Origin of the sequence: Massilia sp. CMS3.1 (assembly GCF_051262535.1) — a bacterium.
Taxonomy (GTDB): Bacteria; Pseudomonadota; Gammaproteobacteria; order Burkholderiales; family Burkholderiaceae_D; genus Telluria.
In genome coordinates this window covers 12,392-25,571 of record NZ_JBIMES010000008.1, presented here as the reverse complement: position 1 = coordinate 25,571, position 13,180 = coordinate 12,392, and the positions used below count along the sequence as shown (strand labels likewise).

Sequence of the window (13,180 nt, the reverse complement as noted above, 5' to 3'; positions counted from 1 at the left end):
GCGTTGCTACTCCAGCTTCTGCAACGCGCCCAGGAACTTGGCGGCGTTCTGGTAGCCGATCACGCGGCTGTCGGGAATCTCGGCGCCCTTGCGGTCAAAAAAGATGATGCCCGGCGGTCCGAACAGGCCGAAGCGCTTGAGCATGGCCTTGTCGTGGACGTCGTTGGCGGTGACGTCGACCTGCAGCAGCACGGTGTTGGCCAGCTTCGCCTGCACGGCCGGATCGGTGAAGGTCAGCTTTTCCATTTCCTTGCACGAGACGCACCAGTCGGCATAAAAGTCGAGCATGGCCGTCTTGCCGGCGTTGGCGGCGAGCGCCGCGTCGAGGTCGGCCACCGTTTTCACGCGCGTGAAGGTCAGGCCATGCTGGGGCGTGCCGGTGAGGTGCGCCAGCGGCGCCAGTGGATCGCGCCCGCCCGTGGCTGCACCAACGAGCTGCAGCGCGCCGAGAATGCCGAATGCGGCGCCGAACGCAATGGCCGCCCAATGCCCGCGCCGGCTCAGCAAGTACGCGCCATAGCCCAGCAGCAGGGCGGCCCACAAGAGCATCTGCACGAGTGGCGGCAACACCGGCGACACCAGCCACAGGGCCATGGCCAGCATCAGCACGCCGAAGAAGCGTTTCACGGCGTCCATCCAGGCACCCGCGCGCGGCAGCAGCGAGCCGGCCGAGACGCCGACCAGCAGCAGCGGAATGCTCATCCCGACCGCCATCGAGAACAGCGCCGCCCCGCCGACGAGCACATCGCGCGTCTGGCTGATGTAGACCAGGGCGCCGGCCAGCGGCGCGGCCACGCACGGCCCGACGATCAGGGCCGAGATCGCGCCCATGGCGAACACGCCTGCCAGCTTGCCCGAAGCCTGGCGGCTGGAGGCGCCGGCCAGTTTCGTCTGCAGCGAGGCCGGCACTTGCAGCGCATAGAAGCCGAACATCGACATCGACATCGCCACGATCAGCACGGCAAACGCACCCAGCACCCATGGGTTCTGCAAGGCCGCGGCGAGCCCTTCTCCGATCAGGCCGGCGGCGACGCCCAGGGCCGTGTAGACGATCGCCATCCCGAGCGAATACGTTACCGACAGCACCAGGCCGCGCGAGCGTTTCGTTTTGCCGCCCTCGCCGACGATGATCGACGACAGGATAGGCACCATTGGCAGCACGCATGGGGTGAAAGCCAGGCCCAGGCCGAGCAGCGCGAAAGCGGGAACGATGGCGAGCAGGCGGCCGCCTTGCAGGATGGCGTCGATGCCGGCCAGTTCGGAGGGCGCGCTTCCGCCGTTCGCGGCGGCCGCAGCCGAAGGCGCGTTGGGGGACGTGCCGTTCTGGCCGGAGCGCGCGACGCTCACCGCGCCTTCGCTCTGCGGCGTCGACGACAGTACGATCGAGGACGCCCCCTGTGCGTTCGCGCCGAGCGGCAGGCTTGGCTCCGACCTTGCGCCGCCAGCCGTCAGGCGCGCGCTGTGTTCCTGTGGTGGATAGCACAGGCCGGCGTCCGCGCAGCCCTGGCTGGTCGCGTTCAGGGTGAAGACGGTCCCGCTTTCGACAGGAATGCGGATCGTTACAACGCCCTTGTAGGTCTCGACATCCTTCTCGAAGGTCTGGTCGTACTTCACCTTCCCTGGCGGGATCTGCGGCTCGCCCAGCTTCGCACCGGTTGCCGTAAATTTAAAACGTTCGCGGTACATGTAGTACTTGTCGGCGATCGTGTAGGTGACCACTGCCGTGCGCTCGCCCTCCATGCGCGCCGCGAATGTGAAGGCGACCGCCGGGTCGAGGAATTCCTCGGCGGCCCGGCCGGGCGCGGCCAGCAGCATGGTGGCAATAAACAGCAGTGTCAGCGCGGCCAGCAGGCGCGTGGACATTTCGCGAAAACGAGTGATGAACATGACTTCCTTTGATGGATACTGCGCAGCCGAATGGTACACCGGCTGTGCGCCGCTAGGCTATGTCCGGCGCATCCCCGGGCCGCTGCTTTTCTCCGGGCGAAAAAAAACCAGGCACGCGGCCTGGTTTTTTCATTCTCACGAAGCGATTACTCAGCCGTTGGAGCGTCGTCAGCCGAGGTGACTTCCGGACGGTCCAGCAGTTCGACATACGCCATTGGCGCGTTGTCGCCCACGCGGAAACCCATTTTCAGGATGCGCAGGTAGCCGCCGTTACGGTTGGCGTAACGTGGGCCGAGTTCAGCGAACAGCTTCAGCACCATTTCGCGGTCGCGCAGGCGGGCAAATGCCAGGCGCTTGTTGGCCAGCGTGTCGGTCTTGCCCAGGGTCAGGATCGGCTCGATGACGCGACGCAGTTCCTTGGCCTTTGGCACGGTGGTCTTGATGGCTTCATGACGCAGCAGGGAAACGGTCATGTTGCGCAGCATGGCGAGACGGTGGGACGAAGTACGGTTCAGCTTGCGAAGGCCGTGACGGTGACGCATGGTAATTCCTTTCGAGTGTATAAAATCCAGTTCTTCGATCGTTCACGCAATGACGCATGACCGCGGACCGGTTGATAAGGGTTTTAAAGCCGCCCGGGCAACATTGTCCGGGCAGGTACAACAATTACTTTTCCAGGCCGGCAGGCGGCCAGTTTTCCAGTTTCATACCCAGGGTCAGGCCACGCGAAGCAAGGACTTCCTTGATTTCGTTGAGCGACTTGCGGCCCAGGTTCGGCGTCTTGAGCAGTTCGTTTTCCGAACGCTGGATCAGGTCGCCGATGTAGTAGATGTTCTCTGCCTTCAGGCAGTTTGCCGAACGGACCGTGAGTTCCAGGTCGTCGACCGGACGCAGCAGGATCGGATCGACCAACGGAGCACGCGATGGCGCTTCAGCGGCGGCTTCCGTGCCTTCCAGGGCAGCGAACACGTTCAACTGGTCAACCAGCACGCGTGCCGACTGGCGAATCGCCTCTTCCGGGGTGATGACGCCGTTGGTTTCGATGTTGATGATCAGCTTGTCCAGGTCGGTACGCTGCTCGACGCGTGCCGATTCGACCGCGTACGACACGCGGCGCACTGGCGAGAACGAAGCGTCCAGGATAATCCGGCCAATCGTCTTGTTCGTGTCTTCCGACAGGCGACGGACGTTACCAGGCACATAGCCACGGCCTTTTTCGACCTTGATCTGCATGTCCAACTTGCCACCGGCAGTCAGGTGAGCGATCACGTGATCCGGGTTGATCAGTTCCACGTCATGCGGCAGATCGATGTCCGATGCCAGGACGGCGCCTTCGCCTTCCTTCTTCAGGGTCAACGTCACGGAGTCACGATTATGCACCTTGAACACGACGCCCTTCAGGTTCAGCAGCAGGTCGACGACGTCTTCCTGCACGCCATCGAGCGACGAGTACTCGTGCACGACGCCGGCGATGGTGACTTCGGTCGGCGCGTAGCCGATCATCGACGACAGCAGGACGCGGCGCAGTGCGTTGCCCAGCGTGTGGCCATAGCCACGCTCGAACGGCTCCATCACGACTTTGGCGTGGCCGGCGCCGAGTGCTTCGACATCGATGATACGTGGCTTCAACAAACTATTTTGCATGAAATGTCCTTTTCAATACCCTCGGCTCGTTACACCGATAAGGCTGATGGCATGGTGTTAAATTCTTGGGAAGTGCAAACGCCCGCTCGGTGAGGAGCGGGCGTGATTACCGACTAACGATTAACGCGAGTACAGTTCGACGATCAGTGCTTCGTTGACGTCGGCGGCGATCTCGTTACGCTCTGGGAACGAACGGAAGGTGCCTTCCATCTTCTTGGCGTCAACCGACACCCAGCTCGGCATGCCGATCTGTTCTGCCAGCGACAGCGCTTCGACGATACGCACTTGCTTCTTCGCCTTTTCGCGAACGGCGATGACGTCGCCGGTCTTGACAGCGTACGAAGCGATGTTCACGACGTTACCGTTCACGGTGAACGCTTTGTGGCTTACCAGCTGACGCGCTTCAGCGCGGGTCGAGCCGAAGCCCATGCGGTAGGTGACGTTGTCCAGGCGCGATTCCAGCAGCTTCAGCAGGGTTTCGCCAGTGTTGCCCTTGCGGCGCGACGCTTCTGCGAAATAGCGGCGGAACTGGCGCTCGAGGATGCCGTACATGCGCTTGACCTTCTGCTTTTCACGCAGCTGGTTGCCGTAGTCCGAGGTGCGAGCACCCGACTTGACGCCGTGCTGGCCTGGCTTGACGTCGAGTTTGCACTTCGAGTCGAGTGAGCGGCGTGCGCTCTTGAGGAACAGGTCAGTGCCTTCACGGCGCGACAGTTTTGCTTTTGGTCCGATATAACGTGCCACGTTGAATCCTTTGATGTATTAATCACGCCCCAGAGGCATCATTGAAGATGCGGCAGGCGCTAGTCCGACCCATTGTTGAGCGGACGTGGCTAAAAAAAATGACGCCGCGAGGAGCGTCTAACAAAGCCCTCAGGGCAAGGCGCATCGTCGAAGACAGTACGCCAGTACGGCGAGACGAATGCAATGCCGCCATGAGGGTTTTGTTAGGCGCTCCAGGCCGAGGCGACAACAGCCGGGCAGTATACCCGAATTCGGGTAACGGCACCGGCATTTACTTCTACGACGGCATATCCGTACAACAGGGCGGCAAACGCCGCCCGGCTGCATTAGATACGACGACGCTTTGGAGGACGGCAGCCGTTGTGCGGCACTGGCGTCACGTCCTGGATCTCGGTGATCTTGATACCCAGGTTGTTCAGTGCGCGGACAGCCGATTCACGGCCTGGGCCTGGGCCCTTGATGCGCACTTCCAGGTTCTTCACGCCGCTCTCTTGGGCGACCTTGCCGGCTGCTTCAGCAGCGACCTGAGCTGCGAAAGGAGTCGATTTACGCGAGCCTTTGAAACCTGCGCCACCCGACGTCGCCCACGACAGGGCATTGCCCTGGCGATCGGTGATCGTGATGATGGTGTTGTTGAACGAAGCGTGGACGTGGGCGATGCCCTCAGCCACGTTCTTCTTGACTTTCTTACGGACGCGCGCTGCTGCTGCGCTGCTTTGTTGCTTGGCCATGGTCGGTTCCTAGATTATTTCTTCAACGATTGAGCGGCCTTGCGTGGACCTTTGCGGGTCCGTGCATTGGTGCGGGTACGCTGACCGCGCACTGGCAGACCCTTACGGTGACGCATGCCGCGGTAGCAGCCCAGATCCATCAGACGCTTGATGTTCATGGACAGTTCGCGGCGCAGGTCGCCTTCCACGACAAACTTCGCGACTTCGTCACGCAGCTTCTCGAGTTCGTTATCGTCGAGGTCCTTGACCTTCTTGTTGGTCGCGATTCCAGTCGCATCGCAAATCTTCTGCGAGCGTGGGCGGCCAACACCGTAAATCGCCGTGAGGCCGATAACAGTGTGCTGATGATTTGGGATGTTAACCCCTGCAATACGTGCCATTCGTTATTCCTCTTAACCTTGACGCTGCTTGTGACGCGGCTCGACGCAGATCACGCGGACCACGCCCTTGCGCTTGATGATCTTGCAGTTGCGGCAGATCCGCTTGACTGAAGCATTAACTTTCATTTTGCACTCTCTTCCTGGTGAGTTTACTTAGATTTTTTACTTGGTGCGGAATACGATGCGCGCCCGGGACAAGTCGTACGGTGTCAATTCAACCGTTACCTTGTCGCCCGGGAGGATGCGGATATAGTTCATCCGCATTTTACCCGAGATATGCCCCAGGACCACATGCCCGTTTTCCAGCTTTACACGAAATGTCGCATTTGGGAGATTCTCGAGAATCTCACCCTGCATTTGGATGACGTCGTCTTTTGCCATTTTCGGTTTCTGCACCTTCCGCTTATCGCGTCGGAATTCCGCCCTTGAAATTCGCCTTGCGCAGCAGTGATTCGTATTGCTGCGACATGACGTAGTTCTGCACTTGTGCCATGAAGTCCATCGTAACTACCACGATGATCAGGAGGGACGTACCGCCGAAGTAGAAAGGAACTTTCCACACCGACTGCAGGAACTCCGGCACCAGGCACACGAGGGTGATGTACACCGCACCCGCGAGGGTCAGGCGCATCAGGATCTTGTCGATATAGCGTGCGGTCTGATCACCTGGACGGATGCCCGGGACAAACGCGCCGCTCTTCTTCAAGTTGTCCGCTGTTTCCTTGCTGTTGAACACCAGCGCGGTATAGAAGAAGCAGAAGAAAATGATCGCCACCGCATACAGCAACGCGTGGATCGGCTCACCGGTCGTCAGCGAGGCAGCCAGGTCCTTCAGGAACCCGATGAACGGGCCGCTGGAGTCCTTGCCCCGCGTGTACCAGTCGACGATCGTCGCCGGGAACAGGATGATCGAGGACGCGAAGATCGGTGGAATCACGCCGGCCATGTTCAGCTTCAACGGCAGGTGGCTGGTTTGGCCACCGTACACTTTGTTGCCGACTTGACGCTTGGCGTAGTTCACCAGGATCTTGCGCTGTCCACGCTCCACGAACACGACGATGTACGTAACCAGAGCCACCAGGATGACGATGAAGATCGCGGCAAAGCTAGGGATCGAACCGTTCGAGACCAGAGTGAACAAGCCACCCAGTGCCGACGGCAGACCGGCTGCGATACCGGCAAAAATGATGATCGAGATACCGTTGCCGAGGCCACGTTCAGTGATCTGCTCGCCCAGCCACATAAGGAACATGGTGCCGGTCAAGAGGGTCACGACCGTGACGAAACGGAAGGCCATGCCAGGATCGAGCACGAGACCCGGCTGGGCTTCGAGCGCGACGGCAATGCCGAACGCCTGGAACAGCGCCAGTGCCACCGTGAAATAACGGGTGTACTGGGTGATCTTGCGACGCCCTGCTTCGCCTTCCTTCTTCAGCGCTTCCAGCTGCGGCGAGACGATCGACCCCAGCTGCATGATGATCGAAGCCGAAATATAGGGCATGATCCCGAGTGCGAACACGGTAAAGCGGGACAACGCGCCACCCGAGAACATGTTGAACATGCCCAGGATGCCGCCTTCGTTCTGCTTGAACAGTGCCGCTAACGCGACCGGGTCAATCCCGGGAACCGGGATGTGAGCACCGATGCGGTACACGACCAACGCGCCAAGCAAAAACCACAACCGACCCCAGGGGAAGCCGGCAGCGGCGCTTTTACCAAGTTGTGAATTAGTCGCCAATTTTTGCTCCGATCAGGCAGCGATCGCTTTAAGCGACCGAACCGCCAGCTGCTTCGATGGCCGCTTTCGCGCCCGCGCTCGCCTTCAGGCCCTTGAGGTTCACCGCTTTGGTGATCTCGCCCGACAGGATGACACGCACGTCGCGCGCCAGCACCGGCAGGATGCCTGCTTGCTTGAGCACCAGGATGTCGACATCGCCGACGGCCAGGTTGTTCAGGTCCGACAGGCGAATCTCAGCCTTGAACGTAGCGTTCAGCGACTTGAAGCCACGCTTTGGCAGACGACGCTGCAGAGGCATCTGACCGCCTTCGAAGCCGACTTTGTGGAAACCGCCCGAACGCGACTTCTGACCCTTGTGACCGCGACCGGCAGTCTTGCCGATGCCTGAGCCGATGCCCCGGCCGACGCGACGCTTGTAATGCTTGGCGCCGTCAGCTGGTTGAATGGTATTCAATTCCATTGTTTTCTCCGTTACGTAAGCCCGAAGGCTTACGCGACTACTTTAACGAGGTACGAGACTTTGTTGATCATGCCACGCACCGACGGGGTGTCCTGCAACTCGGAAACCGAGTTGACGCGGCGCAGACCCAGACCACGCACAGTTGCGCGGTGATCTTGACGGGTGCCGATCAGGCCCTTGACCAGTTGTACTTTGATGGTGTTTGCCATTGTATTCACCTTAGCCCATGATCTCTTCGACCGACTTGCCGCGCTTGGCGGCGATGTCGGACGCGGTGCTCATCTTCGACAGACCGTCGAGGGTAGCGCGCACCAGGTTGTACGGGTTCGACGAACCGGTCGATTTAGCGACCACGTCAGTCACGCCCATCACTTCGAAGATAGCGCGCATTGCGCCACCAGCGATGACGCCGGTACCAGGCTTGGCTGGCGACATCATGACTTTCGAGGCGCCGTGACGACCGGTAACCGTGTGGTGCAGGGTACCGTTCTTGAGGGGCACCTTGATCAGGTTGCGGCGGGCTTCTTCCATCGCTTTTTGCACGCCGACTGGAACTTCCTTCGACTTGCCTTTACCCATGCCGATGCGGCCATCGCCGTCACCGACAACGGTCAGCGCTGCAAAACCCATGATACGACCACCCTTGACCACTTTGGTCACGCGGTTGATCGCGATCATTTTTTCGCGCATGCCATCATCCGGCTTGTCGCTTGCCATTTTCGCTTGCATTTTTGCCATGACGATTCTTCCTTAGAACTTCAGACCGGCTTCACGCGCGGCTTCCGCCAGCGCCTTCACACGGCCGTGGTAACGGAAACCGGAGCGATCGAACGCTACTTCGGTGATCCCTGCTTGCAGTGCTTTCTCTGCGACGCGCTTGCCAACCAGGGCAGCGGCAGCAGCGTTGCCGCCTTTGCCAGTCTGACCCGCCAGTTCAGCACGCACGTCTGCTTCCAGCGTCGATGCCGAAACCAGGACCTTCGCATCCGGGCTGATCAGGTTCGCATAGATGTGCAGGTTGGTGCGGTGAACCGACAAACGGTTCACGCCCAGCTGCGCGATCTTGATGCGGGTTTGGCGTCCGCGGCGTAGACGCGATTCTTTCTTGTCCATCGTCAGCTCCGATTATTTCTTCTTGGTTTCTTTAAGCTTCACCACTTCGTCCGAATAACGGACACCCTTGCCTTTGTAAGGCTCAGGGGAGCGGTAAGCGCGCACTTCTGCAGCAACCTGACCAACCTTTTGACGATCGATACCCTTGATCAGGATCTCGGTCGGGGTCGGGGTCACTGCAGTGATACCTTCAGGCATCGCGTGCAGTACCGGGTGTGAGAAGCCCAGGGACAGGTTCAGGGCGTTGCCCTGCACTGCTGCCTTGTAGCCCACGCCGACCAGGTTCAGCTTCTTTTCGAAGCCCTTGGTCACGCCGGTCACCATGTTGTTGACCAGAGCACGCAGGGTACCCGACATGGCGTTCGATTCACGGGAATCGTCCGCCACGACGAAGGTCAGCGTGCCGTCGTTGTTTTCTACTTTGACCTGGCCGGTCAACGGCTGGATCAAGGTGCCCAATGGGCCTTTTACCGTGATCGCTGCTGCAGTGATCGCCACTTCGGCGCCAGCTGGTACAGCGATTGGCATCTTAGCTACTCGAGACATCGTCTACTCCTTAAGCTACGTAGCAGATAACTTCGCCGCCGACGCCAGTGGCGCGGGCTTTGCGGTCAGTCATCACGCCTTGCGGGGTCGAGACAATCGCCACGCCCAGGCCGTTCATCACGGTTGGGATCTCGTCTTTGCCTTTGTAAACACGCAGGCCAGGACGGGACACGCGCTCGATGCGCTCGATAACCGGACGGCCGGTGTAATACTTCAAACCGATTTTCAGTTCCGACTTGCCACCTTCGGTGGACACGGCGAAATCTTCAATGTAACCCTCGTCCTTGAGGACGTTGGCAATGGCAACCTTGACTTTCGACGACGGCATTGCGACCGTGGTCTTCTGAACAGTTTGTGCGTTGCGAATGCGGGTCAGCATATCGGCGATAGGATCGCTCATACTCATTGCATATTCTCCTATTACCAGCTGGCTTTGGTCATACCCGGAATTTCGCCCTTCATGGCGAATTCACGGAGTTTGGTACGGGCGAGGCCGAATTTACGGAACGTGCCACGTGGACGGCCGGTGATCGCGCAGCGGTTACGCTGGCGGGTCGGCGCCGAGTTACGTGGCAGTGCCTGCAGTGCAAGGCGCGCCGTGTAACGTTCTTCGTCGGTCTTCGACTGGTCGTCGATCGTCGCTTTCAGAGCTGCACGCTTTGCGGCGAATTTCTCCACCAGGTCTGCACGCTTCTGTTCGCGGTTAATCAGTGCAAGTTTTGCCATTTGCTCTTAGTTCCTGAACGGGAATTTGAAGGCGGCGAGCAGCGCTTTGGCTTCATCGTCGGTCTTAGCAGTCGTGGTGATCGAGATGTTCATGCCACGCAGCGCGTCGATCTTGTCGTAATCGATTTCAGGGAAGATGATCTGTTCCTTGACACCGATGTTGTAGTTGCCACGACCATCGAACGAGCGGCCATTCACGCCACGGAAGTCACGCACGCGCGGCAGAGCCACGGTGATGAAACGGTCCAGGAACTCGTACATACGGTTGCCACGCAGAGTGACCATCGTACCGATCGGGTAGCCTTCACGAATCTTGAAACCTGCGATTGCCTTGCGCGACTTGGTGGTCACTGGCTTCTGGCCGGCGATCTTGGTCAGGTCGCTGACAGCGTGCTCGAGCACTTTCTTGTCCGCGATCGCCTCACCAACACCCATGTTCAGGGTGATCTTGGTCAGACGCGGCACTTCCATCACCGACTTGTAGCCGAATTTCTCGGTCAGGTTGGCGACGACGGTATCTTTGTAAAACTGTTGTAGACGGGCCATGATCTTAAACCTTCACTTCTTCGCCGGAAGACTTGTAGACGCGGACTTTCTTGCCGTCCTGGTCTTTGAAGCCTACGCGGTCAGCCTTGCCGGTCGCGGCGTTGAACAACGCGACGTTGGAGACGTGAATCGGCATCGTCTTATCGACGATACCACCTTGAACGCCAGTCATCGGGTTAGGCTTGACAGCCTTCTTAGCCACGTTCACGCCATCAACGATGACGTGCTCGGCGTCGACGCGACGCGAAACCACGCCACGCTTGCCCTTGTCTTTACCGGCCAAGACGATGACTTCGTCGTTTTTACGAATCTTATCCATTGCGACTCCTTACAGTACTTCAGGTGCCAGGGACACGATCTTCATGAACTTTTCAGTGCGCAGTTCGCGGGTCACTGGTCCGAAGATACGGGTGCCGATCGGTTCCAGCTTGGCGTTGAGCAGAACTGCGGCATTGCCGTCGAACTTCACCAGGGAGCCGTCTTGGCGGCGCACACCTTTAGCGGTACGCACAACCACAGCGTTATAAATTTCACCTTTTTTGACACGGCCACGTGGCGCAGCAACCTTGATGGTTACTTTGATGATGTCGCCAATGCTCGCATAACGGCGCTTGGAACCGCCCAACACCTTGATGCACAAAACTTCTTTTGCACCAGTGTTGTCGGCCACTTCGAGCCGGCTTTCAGTTTGAATCATAGTATTTTCTTTCCCAACTTAAGCCGAAGAAATCCCACGGTGAACCGTAGGCCTGCGGTCAGTCTTGGTCCCGCCAGACACTTCATGCAGAAGCACCTGATTGGGTGATTGGACTTTCCAATTGCTTCGTACAGGCCGCAGTTACCGAGGAACACAAACTGCGGCAACACATGAACGAAGCCCGCTAGTATCTCAGATACAAGCGGGCCACGCAAGACAAATTTTTAGTGCTTACAGTACCTGTGCAACCGTTACAACGCGCGTCACAGTCCAAGCTTTCGTCTTCGAAATCGGGCGACCTTCCGCGATCTCGACCGTGTCACCGGTCTTGGCCTGGTTGGTCTCATCATGCGCGTGATACTTGTTCGAACGCACGATGATTTTGCCGTACAGCGGGTGCTTCACGTGACGTTCAATCAGTACGGTTACCGTCTTGTCCATTTTGTCGGACACGACTTTGCCGACCAGCGTACGCTTCAGCGCCGTTTTAGTGGTGTCGTTCATTTGGCTTCCTTCTGGTTCATCACAGTCTTCACACGCGCGATGTCGCGACGTACTTTCTTGAGCTGCGCGGTGTTGCCCAGCTGCTGGGTAGCGATTTGCATGCGCAGGCCAAACTGGGCCTTCAGCAGCTCACTCAGCTCCTTTTGCAGCGCTTCCTGGTCCTTGCCGCGGAGTTCCGTTGCTTTCATATTCAACTCCTGTTATTGGCCGACCTGGCGCACGACGAACGTGGTAGCCAGTGGCAGTTTGGAAGCGGCCAGGCGGAATGCTTCGCGCGCCAGTGCTTCGTCGACGCCGTCCATCTCATACAGGACTTTGCCTGGCTGGATTTCAGCGACGTAGTATTCCGGATTACCTTTACCGTTACCCATACGAACTTCGGCCGGCTTGTTCGAAATCGGCTTGTCCGGGAAGATACGGATCCAGATACGACCGCCACGCTTGATGTGGCGGGTCATGGCGCGACGTGCCGCTTCGATCTGGCGCGCGGTGATACGGCCGCGGGCGACTGCCTTCAGACCGAATTCACCGAACGAGACCGCGGTGCCGCGGGCGTGCGAAATGCCGGTGTTACGGCCTTTCTGCTCTTTACGATACTTCCTGCGTGCTGGTTGCAGCATGGTTATTCTCCTGCTTTCTCAGCTGGCGCAGCAGCAGCCGGGGTCGCCAGCTTGACAGCCGGACGCGCACGGACGGTTGGCGCAGCAGTGGTTGGACGGGCGCCGCCAGCTGGACGTGGGCCGCGCGACGGCTTGCCGTCGTCGCGACGTGGGCCGCGTGGCTTCTTCTCATCCGGCGGGGTGTCGATGACCGGTGCTTCGCCGGTGACCGAACGGTCGCCCTTGTAGACCCAGACCTTGACGCCGATGATGCCGTACGTGGTCGATGCTTCGCTGGTGCCGTAGTCGATATCGGCGCGCAGGGTGTGCAGAGGCACACGGCCTTCGCGGTACCATTCGGTACGTGCGATTTCGATGCCGTTCAGGCGGCCCGACGACATGATCTTGATGCCGACGGCACCCAGACGCATGGCGTTTTGCATGGCACGCTTCATCGCGCGGCGGAACATGATGCGCTTTTCGAGCTGTTGCGAGATCGAATCGGCGATCAGCTGCGAGTCGATTTCCGGCTTGCGGATCTCTTCGATATTGACGTGCACAGGCACGCCCATGATCTTCGTCAGCGCCGTCTTCAGCACTTCGATGTCTTCGCCTTTTTTACCGATCACGACACCAGGACGCGACGAGTAGATGGTGAAGCGCGCGTTCTTGGCTGGACGCTCGATGACGATGCGGCCGACCGAAGCGTTCTTCAGCTTCTTCTTCAGGTAAGCGCGTGCCTTCAAGTCTTCGTTGAGCATTTCAGCGAAGTTACCGTTGCCGGCGTACCAGCGCGACGCCCAGTTACGGGTGACGGACAGGCGGAAGCCTGTTGGGTGAATCTTCTGTCCCATCGTGTGACTCC

23 protein-coding genes are annotated in these 13,180 nt (G+C 59.2%); all 23 read right to left on the bottom strand.

What is annotated here, in order from left to right; all coding sequences use genetic code 11:
- Nucleotides 1-6 precede the first annotated feature (6 nt).
- The 23 genes from dsbD to rpsC all read right to left on the bottom strand — a co-directional run bounded on the left by dsbD (nt 7) and on the right by rpsC (nt 13,169).
- Nucleotides 7-1,887, bottom strand: coding sequence for a protein-disulfide reductase DsbD (gene dsbD, locus ACHAC9_RS14200; protein WP_435760641.1), 1,881 nt, complete (start codon nt 1,885-1,887; stop codon nt 7-9).
- 146 nt (nt 1,888-2,033) lie between these two features.
- The gene (gene rplQ / locus ACHAC9_RS14195; RefSeq protein ID WP_091877231.1) at nt 2,034-2,429 is read right to left on the bottom strand and encodes a 50S ribosomal protein L17; all 396 of its coding nucleotides are present in this window, start codon (nt 2,427-2,429) and stop codon (nt 2,034-2,036) included.
- 124 nt (nt 2,430-2,553) lie between these two features.
- Nucleotides 2,554-3,531 carry a DNA-directed RNA polymerase subunit alpha gene (locus tag ACHAC9_RS14190; RefSeq protein WP_026354946.1) on the bottom strand — a complete coding sequence of 326 codons (978 nt, stop codon included), beginning with the start codon at nt 3,529-3,531 and terminating at the stop codon, nt 2,554-2,556.
- Nucleotides 3,532-3,651: 120 nt separating this feature from the next.
- Nucleotides 3,652-4,275: a 30S ribosomal protein S4 gene (gene rpsD, locus ACHAC9_RS14185; RefSeq protein WP_435760640.1), complete on the bottom strand. Its 624-nt coding sequence runs from the start codon at nt 4,273-4,275 to the stop codon at nt 3,652-3,654.
- A 326-nt stretch (nt 4,276-4,601) separates the two neighbouring features.
- Nucleotides 4,602-5,006 carry a 30S ribosomal protein S11 gene (rpsK, locus tag ACHAC9_RS14180; protein WP_005663404.1) on the bottom strand — a complete coding sequence of 135 codons (405 nt, stop codon included), beginning with the start codon at nt 5,004-5,006 and terminating at the stop codon, nt 4,602-4,604.
- Nucleotides 5,007-5,020: 14 nt separating this feature from the next.
- Nucleotides 5,021-5,386, bottom strand: coding sequence for a 30S ribosomal protein S13 (gene rpsM, locus ACHAC9_RS14175; protein WP_056337616.1), 366 nt, complete (start codon nt 5,384-5,386; stop codon nt 5,021-5,023).
- A 12-nt stretch (nt 5,387-5,398) separates the two neighbouring features.
- Complete coding sequence (gene rpmJ, locus ACHAC9_RS14170; RefSeq protein WP_005663407.1) at nt 5,399-5,512, bottom strand: 50S ribosomal protein L36; 114 nt, start codon at nt 5,510-5,512, stop codon at nt 5,399-5,401.
- 36 nt (nt 5,513-5,548) lie between these two features.
- The gene (gene infA / locus ACHAC9_RS14165) at nt 5,549-5,767 is read right to left on the bottom strand and encodes a translation initiation factor IF-1 (protein WP_005663428.1); all 219 of its coding nucleotides are present in this window, start codon (nt 5,765-5,767) and stop codon (nt 5,549-5,551) included.
- Between the two features lie 22 nt (nt 5,768-5,789).
- Nucleotides 5,790-7,124 carry a preprotein translocase subunit SecY gene (secY, locus tag ACHAC9_RS14160; RefSeq protein ID WP_435760639.1) on the bottom strand — a complete coding sequence of 445 codons (1,335 nt, stop codon included), beginning with the start codon at nt 7,122-7,124 and terminating at the stop codon, nt 5,790-5,792.
- A 28-nt stretch (nt 7,125-7,152) separates the two neighbouring features.
- Entirely contained in the window at nt 7,153-7,584 is a 432-nt protein-coding gene (rplO, locus tag ACHAC9_RS14155; RefSeq protein ID WP_435760638.1) for a 50S ribosomal protein L15, read from the bottom strand.
- A 29-nt stretch (nt 7,585-7,613) separates the two neighbouring features.
- Nucleotides 7,614-7,793: a 50S ribosomal protein L30 gene (gene rpmD, locus ACHAC9_RS14150; protein ID WP_073222594.1), complete on the bottom strand. Its 180-nt coding sequence runs from the start codon at nt 7,791-7,793 to the stop codon at nt 7,614-7,616.
- Between the two features lie 10 nt (nt 7,794-7,803).
- A complete protein-coding gene (gene rpsE / locus ACHAC9_RS14145) occupies nt 7,804-8,322 on the bottom strand; it encodes a 30S ribosomal protein S5 (protein ID WP_435760637.1) in 519 nt (172 codons plus the stop codon).
- 12 nt (nt 8,323-8,334) lie between these two features.
- Entirely contained in the window at nt 8,335-8,697 is a 363-nt protein-coding gene (rplR, locus tag ACHAC9_RS14140) for a 50S ribosomal protein L18 (RefSeq protein ID WP_379724223.1), read from the bottom strand.
- Between the two features lie 12 nt (nt 8,698-8,709).
- Nucleotides 8,710-9,243, bottom strand: coding sequence for a 50S ribosomal protein L6 (rplF, locus tag ACHAC9_RS14135; protein ID WP_435760636.1), 534 nt, complete (start codon nt 9,241-9,243; stop codon nt 8,710-8,712).
- 10 nt (nt 9,244-9,253) lie between these two features.
- Nucleotides 9,254-9,649 carry a 30S ribosomal protein S8 gene (rpsH, locus tag ACHAC9_RS14130; protein ID WP_192056827.1) on the bottom strand — a complete coding sequence of 132 codons (396 nt, stop codon included), beginning with the start codon at nt 9,647-9,649 and terminating at the stop codon, nt 9,254-9,256.
- 14 nt (nt 9,650-9,663) lie between these two features.
- Nucleotides 9,664-9,969 carry a 30S ribosomal protein S14 gene (gene rpsN / locus ACHAC9_RS14125; RefSeq protein ID WP_435760635.1) on the bottom strand — a complete coding sequence of 102 codons (306 nt, stop codon included), beginning with the start codon at nt 9,967-9,969 and terminating at the stop codon, nt 9,664-9,666.
- Nucleotides 9,970-9,975: 6 nt separating this feature from the next.
- Nucleotides 9,976-10,515: a 50S ribosomal protein L5 gene (gene rplE / locus ACHAC9_RS14120; RefSeq protein WP_435760634.1), complete on the bottom strand. Its 540-nt coding sequence runs from the start codon at nt 10,513-10,515 to the stop codon at nt 9,976-9,978.
- 4 nt (nt 10,516-10,519) lie between these two features.
- Nucleotides 10,520-10,834 (bottom strand): 50S ribosomal protein L24, encoded by a 315-nt coding sequence (gene rplX, locus ACHAC9_RS14115; RefSeq protein WP_379724236.1) that lies wholly within the window; start codon nt 10,832-10,834, stop codon nt 10,520-10,522.
- Between the two features lie 9 nt (nt 10,835-10,843).
- Entirely contained in the window at nt 10,844-11,212 is a 369-nt protein-coding gene (rplN, locus tag ACHAC9_RS14110) for a 50S ribosomal protein L14 (RefSeq protein ID WP_182990707.1), read from the bottom strand.
- 231 nt (nt 11,213-11,443) lie between these two features.
- Nucleotides 11,444-11,716 (bottom strand): 30S ribosomal protein S17, encoded by a 273-nt coding sequence (rpsQ, locus tag ACHAC9_RS14105; RefSeq protein WP_435760633.1) that lies wholly within the window; start codon nt 11,714-11,716, stop codon nt 11,444-11,446.
- A complete protein-coding gene (rpmC, locus tag ACHAC9_RS14100; protein WP_379724242.1) occupies nt 11,713-11,904 on the bottom strand; it encodes a 50S ribosomal protein L29 in 192 nt (63 codons plus the stop codon). Before rpmC ends, rpsQ begins: the two co-directional genes overlap by 4 nt.
- Nucleotides 11,905-11,916: 12 nt before the next feature.
- Nucleotides 11,917-12,336 (bottom strand): 50S ribosomal protein L16, encoded by a 420-nt coding sequence (gene rplP, locus ACHAC9_RS14095; protein ID WP_435760632.1) that lies wholly within the window; start codon nt 12,334-12,336, stop codon nt 11,917-11,919.
- A gap of 2 nt (nt 12,337-12,338) precedes the next feature.
- Nucleotides 12,339-13,169, bottom strand: a complete 831-nt coding sequence (rpsC, locus tag ACHAC9_RS14090; RefSeq protein WP_435760631.1) for a 30S ribosomal protein S3 — start codon at nt 13,167-13,169, stop codon at nt 12,339-12,341.
- Nucleotides 13,170-13,180 lie beyond the last annotated feature (11 nt).

Excerpts from the sequence above, each read along its gene's own strand:
- dsbD (WP_435760641.1), bottom strand. The coding sequence starts at position 1,887 with ATGTTCATCACTCGTTTTCGCGAAATGTCCACGCGCCTGCTGGCCGCG.
- rplQ (WP_091877231.1), bottom strand. The coding sequence starts at position 2,429 with ATGCGTCACCGTCACGGCCTTCGCAAGCTGAACCGTACTTCGTCCCAC.
- ACHAC9_RS14190 (WP_026354946.1), bottom strand. The coding sequence starts at position 3,531 with ATGCAAAATAGTTTGTTGAAGCCACGTATCATCGATGTCGAAGCACTC.
- rpsK (WP_005663404.1), bottom strand. The coding sequence starts at position 5,006 with ATGGCCAAGCAACAAAGCAGCGCAGCAGCAGCGCGCGTCCGTAAGAAA.
- rpsM (WP_056337616.1), bottom strand. The coding sequence starts at position 5,386 with ATGGCACGTATTGCAGGGGTTAACATCCCAAATCATCAGCACACTGTT.
- rpmJ (WP_005663407.1), bottom strand. The coding sequence starts at position 5,512 with ATGAAAGTTAATGCTTCAGTCAAGCGGATCTGCCGCAACTGCAAGATC.
- infA (WP_005663428.1), bottom strand. The coding sequence starts at position 5,767 with ATGGCAAAAGACGACGTCATCCAAATGCAGGGTGAGATTCTCGAGAAT.
- rplO (WP_435760638.1), bottom strand. The coding sequence starts at position 7,584 with ATGGAATTGAATACCATTCAACCAGCTGACGGCGCCAAGCATTACAAG.
- rpmD (WP_073222594.1), bottom strand. The coding sequence starts at position 7,793 with ATGGCAAACACCATCAAAGTACAACTGGTCAAGGGCCTGATCGGCACC.
- rpsE (WP_435760637.1), bottom strand. The coding sequence starts at position 8,322 with ATGGCAAAAATGCAAGCGAAAATGGCAAGCGACAAGCCGGATGATGGC.
- rplR (WP_379724223.1), bottom strand. The coding sequence starts at position 8,697 with ATGGACAAGAAAGAATCGCGTCTACGCCGCGGACGCCAAACCCGCATC.
- rplF (WP_435760636.1), bottom strand. The coding sequence starts at position 9,243 with ATGTCTCGAGTAGCTAAGATGCCAATCGCTGTACCAGCTGGCGCCGAA.
- rpsH (WP_192056827.1), bottom strand. The coding sequence starts at position 9,649 with ATGAGTATGAGCGATCCTATCGCCGATATGCTGACCCGCATTCGCAAC.
- rpsN (WP_435760635.1), bottom strand. The coding sequence starts at position 9,969 with ATGGCAAAACTTGCACTGATTAACCGCGAACAGAAGCGTGCAGACCTG.
- rplE (WP_435760634.1), bottom strand. The coding sequence starts at position 10,515 with ATGGCCCGTCTACAACAGTTTTACAAAGATACCGTCGTCGCCAACCTG.
- rplX (WP_379724236.1), bottom strand. The coding sequence starts at position 10,834 with ATGGATAAGATTCGTAAAAACGACGAAGTCATCGTCTTGGCCGGTAAA.
- rplN (WP_182990707.1), bottom strand. The coding sequence starts at position 11,212 with ATGATTCAAACTGAAAGCCGGCTCGAAGTGGCCGACAACACTGGTGCA.
- rpsQ (WP_435760633.1), bottom strand. The coding sequence starts at position 11,716 with ATGAACGACACCACTAAAACGGCGCTGAAGCGTACGCTGGTCGGCAAA.
- rpmC (WP_379724242.1), bottom strand. The coding sequence starts at position 11,904 with ATGAAAGCAACGGAACTCCGCGGCAAGGACCAGGAAGCGCTGCAAAAG.
- rplP (WP_435760632.1), bottom strand. The coding sequence starts at position 12,336 with ATGCTGCAACCAGCACGCAGGAAGTATCGTAAAGAGCAGAAAGGCCGT.
- rpsC (WP_435760631.1), bottom strand. The coding sequence starts at position 13,169 with ATGGGACAGAAGATTCACCCAACAGGCTTCCGCCTGTCCGTCACCCGT.